This window comes from Brevundimonas sp., from assembly GCF_032107865.1.
Classification (GTDB): Bacteria; Pseudomonadota; Alphaproteobacteria; order Caulobacterales; family Caulobacteraceae; genus Brevundimonas.
Map to the genome: position 1 here is coordinate 404 of NZ_DAMCNG010000172.1, position 5335 is coordinate 5738.

At 67.9% G+C, this 5335-nt stretch carries 5 protein-coding genes; 1 reads left to right on the top strand and 4 read right to left on the bottom strand.

Features of this window, described 5'->3' with window-relative positions; translation table 11 throughout:
- Both RT567_RS12810 and RT567_RS12815 read right to left on the bottom strand, forming a co-directional pair.
- Positions 1-2120 (bottom strand): tipN (locus RT567_RS12810; RefSeq protein ID WP_313576701.1); only part of this gene is annotated, 2120 nt, incomplete at its 3' end.
- 142 nt (positions 2121-2262) lie between these two features.
- Positions 2263-2445: a hypothetical protein gene (locus RT567_RS12815; RefSeq protein WP_313576702.1), complete on the bottom strand. Its 183-nt coding sequence runs from the start codon at positions 2443-2445 to the stop codon at positions 2263-2265.
- A 164-nt stretch (positions 2446-2609) separates the two neighbouring features.
- Here RT567_RS12815 and RT567_RS12820 point away from each other — a divergent pair, with 164 nt between their 5' ends.
- A complete protein-coding gene (locus RT567_RS12820; protein ID WP_313576703.1) occupies positions 2610-4088 on the top strand; it encodes a phospholipase D-like domain-containing protein in 1479 nt (492 codons plus the stop codon).
- Here the strand turns inward: RT567_RS12820 and RT567_RS12825 are convergent.
- Complete coding sequence (locus tag RT567_RS12825; protein ID WP_313576704.1) at positions 4073-4816, bottom strand: endonuclease/exonuclease/phosphatase family protein; 744 nt, start codon at positions 4814-4816, stop codon at positions 4073-4075. The two genes, RT567_RS12820 and RT567_RS12825, sit on opposite strands and share 16 nt — an antisense overlap.
- Before the next feature lie 82 nt (positions 4817-4898).
- The coding region (locus tag RT567_RS12830; protein ID WP_313576705.1) for a TPM domain-containing protein at positions 4899-5335 on the bottom strand (437 nt) is incomplete at its 5' end.

Here is a 5335-nt window from a genome sequence, read left to right on the forward strand (position 1 = left end):
GCCTGAGCCGGGGCCGTAGGAATCGGTTCAATCTCAGATTCGACCGGGTGTTCAGGGCGCATACGCCCCCGCAGGCCAAGACCTGAGGCCAGGCCGGACGCGAGACCCGGCGCAGGAGTTGGCCGCTTGGGTTCGGGCGCCGGCTCGATTTCGCGCGGAGCGGGGACGGTCGGGCGACGGCGCGGCTGGCCGCCCTCGCCGGAGACGGCGCCCATTAGGCGCACAGCCTCGGTCAGCATTTCATAGTTGCGACGCACGCGATCCTGGAACCCGGCGTCCAGGGCTTCGGTGTCCTCGGCCGCCTTGCGCGAGGCGGCGGTCAGGGCGCTCAGGCCTTCTTCGACGGTGAGGCGCACAGCTTCGACGCGGGCGCGGGCCTCGTCGGGCAGGCGGGCGGCGCGTTGGTCCATTTCGGCGACGGCCTGTTCGACCGAGGTTAGGGCGTCGGTGACCTGAACCAGAGTGGTCTGCAGGCTGTCGACCAGCTTCTGGCCGGTCAGATCGACCATGTCGGCCGTCTGGGCGACGATGCGGCGGGCGCCGTCGATCCGGGCCTCGGCGGCTTCATCAGCTTTCTGGGCGGCGTCGAACAGGGATTCGCCCAGGCGGTCGGCGCGAATCTGAGCCTGTTCGATCGCGGCCTGGGCGGCGACGCGCTGTTCATCGGCCGTGGCCTGAAGCGCCTCCAGCGAGCGGCGTGTCTCTTCGACCAACAGGTCGCGGGATTCGGCGGCCAGGCTTTCAAAGCGGTCCAGCGACAGCTTGGTGGCGTGGTCGAAGCCGTCAGCCTCGCGCTGGGACATCTCGACCAGGGCCTTGAACTGATCGACCACGGCGTCGACCTGGGCCTTGATGGCGGCGGCGGCCTCGTCGCCGCGCAGATTGATGTCGTCGGCGGCGGTGCGGGTCTGCGACAGATGATCCAGAAGCTGGGCGCGCTGGCTCTCGATCTGGGCCGAGAAGTCTTCCTGATCGGTGCGCAGGGCATAGGCGGCCGTGACCAGGGCGGCGCGTTGCTGGCCCAGGCCTTCCTCAACGGATTGAATCTGTTCGGCGACGCCGGAGCCGGCCGTCTCCAGCCGCAGGGTCTGGCGGGCCAGATCGTCGGAGGCGGCGCGGGCGGCTTCCTGGGCTTCGTTGGCGGCGGCGGCCAGATCGGCGGCGCGGGCGGCCAGGGCGGCCTCGGCCTCGCGTAACTGGGTCTGGGCCAGGTCGGAGGCGTCGGCCACCATGCGCGACTGACGTTCGACCGTCTCGACAACCGCCGATGCCTGGCCTTCCAGCTTGCCGCCGAGAACACCCATCTGCTCGCGCTCGTGCGACAGTTGTTCAGCAAGGCGTCGCGCCGTGCCGCCGGCCAGTTCGGCGGCCTCGTTCAGCAGGTTGGATTCCTTGGTCAGGGCCTCACGCAGCGACGCCAAATCGTCGCGGGCGCGTTCGGCCGATTGCGCGGCGCGATCAATGTCTTCGCGCAGGGTGTTCAGCACCTGCCCAGCCTGATTGGCGGCCAGGGCGGTCGGCCCGACCAGGGCGTCGGCCATTTCCCGCGCCCGCTTGGTCTCCTGGGCCAGGCCCGCGCCCTGGCGCACGGCGTGGGCCAGCAGGATGGACAGGCCCACCGGGGCCAGCAGGATCAGGACGTAGACCGCCAGCCGCAGAGGGTCGAGCTCCATCATTCCCGATCCCAGTTCGTAGGCGAACCAGGATGCGAGGCCCCCGACCCACAGGGCGGAGGCCAGGCCTGCGATCAGATAGGCGTTGGCTGCGCCGTTGGGCGCCGCCGCCTTGCCTTTACGCTTGCTGGACGTCTTGGCCGGGGGTGAAGCGGGCGTGACGGTGGCGGGCGGGGCGTCGGCGGATTCGGCGAAGGGCGACAGGGCGCGTGCGGCCTTGTCGGCCTCGGCTGCGCGTTCCTCGGCCAGCGCCTGTTGTTCGGCCAGGCGGCGGCGCTGGCGTTCGGACATGGGGCGCTGCGGCGCGTCAGGCTGCGGTTCCAGGTCGGTTTCGAGCGTCGCTTCTTCGAGGGCATCGATCGCTTCGGGCGTGACCGAGGGCTCCGTCTCTGGGGAGGCGGGTTCGGAGTCGGTCAGGTTGAGCGGCGGCCGATGGCGGGATTTCATGGGCGTCGGTCTCGATCACTGATCGCCAGCGAAGGCGGCGAAGGGCGCAAGGCACGGACCCTAACGGCTGGATCGTAAGGCGAAAAGGCTCGAGCGCGGATTAGATCGCCGTTTGCCGACGCGGATCAATGTGATCTGTGGATCAGCAGGACGACGGAGCGGTCACATGGACCGTGGTTGCGGGCTTGGAGTCGCCGCAATCCTGCACCCGTTGAATCTCGCGATCCGGCTTTTGCGGCGCTTTCATATCGACACCGAATTGCGACAACGCCGCTGCGGCGAGCAGGGCGATCAGGCCGGCCAGCATCTCGATCAGAGCTTGCATAATTGCAGTATGCCAGAAACATCTTCGGGCGACAATGCGGCGAACAGATGAAGCGGCGCCATTGACCCGACTGATGCGAAAATGGAACGATCCGGCCTCATCGGCGTCTGAGTGAAATCAGGAGGCCCATCCGGCCGTCACGCGAATCAGCCATTGCTGGGGGTATGCGAGCAGACCAGTTCTATGAGGGCAGCCTGCTGGAGACAGCCACCGGAGTGTGGCGGTCCGCAAAGGCGCATCGGTTCGCCCCCCTGATGGAGAACAAGGCCTATTTCGACGCCTTGGCGTCGGCGTTGCACAAGGCCGAGCGCTCCATCCTGATTCTCGGCTGGCAGTTCGACCCGCGCACGCGCCTCGACCCCGAGGGGCCGCTGACCGACCGCCGGGCTGAGATCGGTCATCAGTTGAAGGCTCTGGTGCGTCACAAGCCCGACCTGGATGTGCGCCTGTTGATCTGGCGCTCGCCGTTGCTGATCGCGGCCTCGCAAGGCTTTTACCCACACAAGGCGCAGCGTTGGTTCCGCCGTCGCATCGTCGAGTTCCGGCTGGATGGGCCGGGCATTCTGGGCGCCTGCCACCATCAGAAGGTGGTGGTGATCGACAACCAGATCGCCTTCTGCGGCGGCGGCGACATCTCGACCGACCGCTGGGACACCGAAGAGCATTTCTCGGGCGACCCGCGCCGGTGCGAGCCGACCGGCGTCATTCCCGCGCCTCGGCATGAGGTCATGTGCGTGATGGACGGGCCGGCAGCGCAGGCTCTGGGCGAACTGGCGCGCGAGCGTTGGAGGCGGGCGACCGGCGAGGTGATCGCGCCGATCATGGCCCAGTGCGCGGATTCCTGGCCGGAGGCGGTGGCGCCGTCGATGACGGAGGTTCAGGTCGGAATCTCTCGCACCGAACCTCAGGTGCGTGGTCGCCCCGAGGTGCGCGAGAACGAGGCCTTGCATCTGGAGGCCATCCGGCGCGCGCGCTCGCTGATCTATATGGAGAACCAGTATTTCACCTCGCCCCTGCTGGCTGCGGCGCTGGCCGAACGTCTGGCTGAGCCGGACGGACCCGAGGTGGTGCTGGTCTCGACCGGGCGCAGCCCTAGCTGGTTCGACGGCATGACGATGGACACGGCCAGGGCCGAGGTTCTGTATCGGCTGGAGCAGGCGGATCGCCATGATCGCTTCACCGCCTTCTATCCTGTGACCGACGAGGGCGAACGGATCATCGTCCACGCCAAGATGACCATCATCGACGACAAGCTGCTGAGGATCGGGTCCAGCAATCTGAACAATCGCTCGATGGGGCTGGATACGGAATGCGACGTCTCGGTCGAGGCTGAAACGGAAGCGCAGCGCGAGGTGATCCAACGTTTCCGTCGTCACTCGCTAGGCCATTTCATCGGCGTGTCGGGCGAAGCCTTCGCCGAGGCTGAGACCCTGCTGGGTTCGGTCGGTCAGGCGATCCAGACCTTTGGGCATGAGCGCATGAAGCCGCTGGGCGCGGCTGAACCGACGCGGGTCGAGCGGATGTTCGCCGAGTGGCAGTTCGGCGATCCGGTATCAGCCACCGACGCCTGGCGGCCATGGAAGCGGCTGAATCGCTCGCACCGCACCCGACCCAGGTCAGAGGGCGGTCAGGCCGCCGGTTGATCGATCTCGAAGTCGATGATCAGCGGCAGGTGATCCGAGGCCGCTCGCGCCAGGGGCGATGACGGCGTACGGGCGCCGGTCACGCGGATTTCGCGGCTGACGAAGCAGTGGTCGATGCGGATGGCCGGGAAACTGGACGGGAAGGTCTTGATCGAGGGCTTCAACCCCAGCCGCCGCTGGGCGTCGTCCAGCCGCCGGGTCAGGGCCTGATAGGGACGGGTGATGGAGGTGGCGTTGAAATCGCCGGTCAGGATGGTCGGCCCGTCGCACATCGGATCGCCCAGCCAGTCCCGGCCGACCAGGGCCGCGACCTGAAGCCGCTGCTCGCGCGGCACCAGCCCCAGGTGGGTGTTCATGATGTTGACGACCACGCCGTCGAAATCGACCGCCGACCACAGGGCGCCGCGCGGCTCCAGCCCCTTGAGGCCGGGCAAGGTGGGCAGGGCGGCGGCGCGCACCAGCCGCTCGGGTCGATGGGTCAGGATGGCGTCGCCGTAAAGCTCGGCCTCGACCTTCATGGCGGGATGGAACTGCACGCTCATGGCCAAGCGCTGGGCGATGGAGTCGGCCTGGTCGACCCAGCCGGTGCGCGCGCGGCCGACGTCCAGCTCCTGCAGGCAGACGACATCCGGCTCGTACTCGGCGATGACGTCAGCGATGCGGTTCACGTCCAGCTTGCGATCGACGCCGACGCAGCGGTGGACGTTGTAGGTCAGAAGTCTCGGCATGAATTCCTTGCCCGCGATCCCAGCGACTGTCGCGCCTCAATGCGGCGGTCGCGAGGCCCCGATAACCACCCTGATAGCCGGACTAGATGACAACCAGTTTGTCGGGGATCTCGTTTTCATCAGCGGGCTTGGGGGCAAAGCGTTCCGCCAGAACCTGACCGCACAGGGCGATGGCCTTTTCGAAGCCCTCGACCGGCTGGTCGCGCCGCAGGGCGCCGGTCAGGGCGGCGACGGCGTCGGCCCAGACCTCGGGACTGACGCAGGAATGGATGCCTTCGTCCGCCACCACCTCGACCTGATGATCGGCCAGGGCGGCGAAGATGAGGACGCCCGTGCGCGCCTCTGTGACGTGCAGGCCGTGGGCCAGGAACTGCTGCATGGCGGCGCGACGAACGCGCGTGCGGCGCAGGGCGGCAGGCGTCAGAAGCCTGCGCACCGCCGGGATCAGCGACAGCAGGAAGACGGCCACGAAGACACCCGCCTGCACCAGTCCATAGGCCGCCAGGGCGCGCCCGATCT

Excerpts from the sequence above, each read along its gene's own strand:
- RT567_RS12815 (WP_313576702.1), bottom strand. The coding sequence starts at position 2,445 with ATGCAAGCTCTGATCGAGATGCTGGCCGGCCTGATCGCCCTGCTCGCC.
- RT567_RS12820 (WP_313576703.1), top strand. The coding sequence starts at position 2,610 with ATGCGAGCAGACCAGTTCTATGAGGGCAGCCTGCTGGAGACAGCCACC.
- RT567_RS12825 (WP_313576704.1), bottom strand. The coding sequence starts at position 4,816 with ATGCCGAGACTTCTGACCTACAACGTCCACCGCTGCGTCGGCGTCGAT.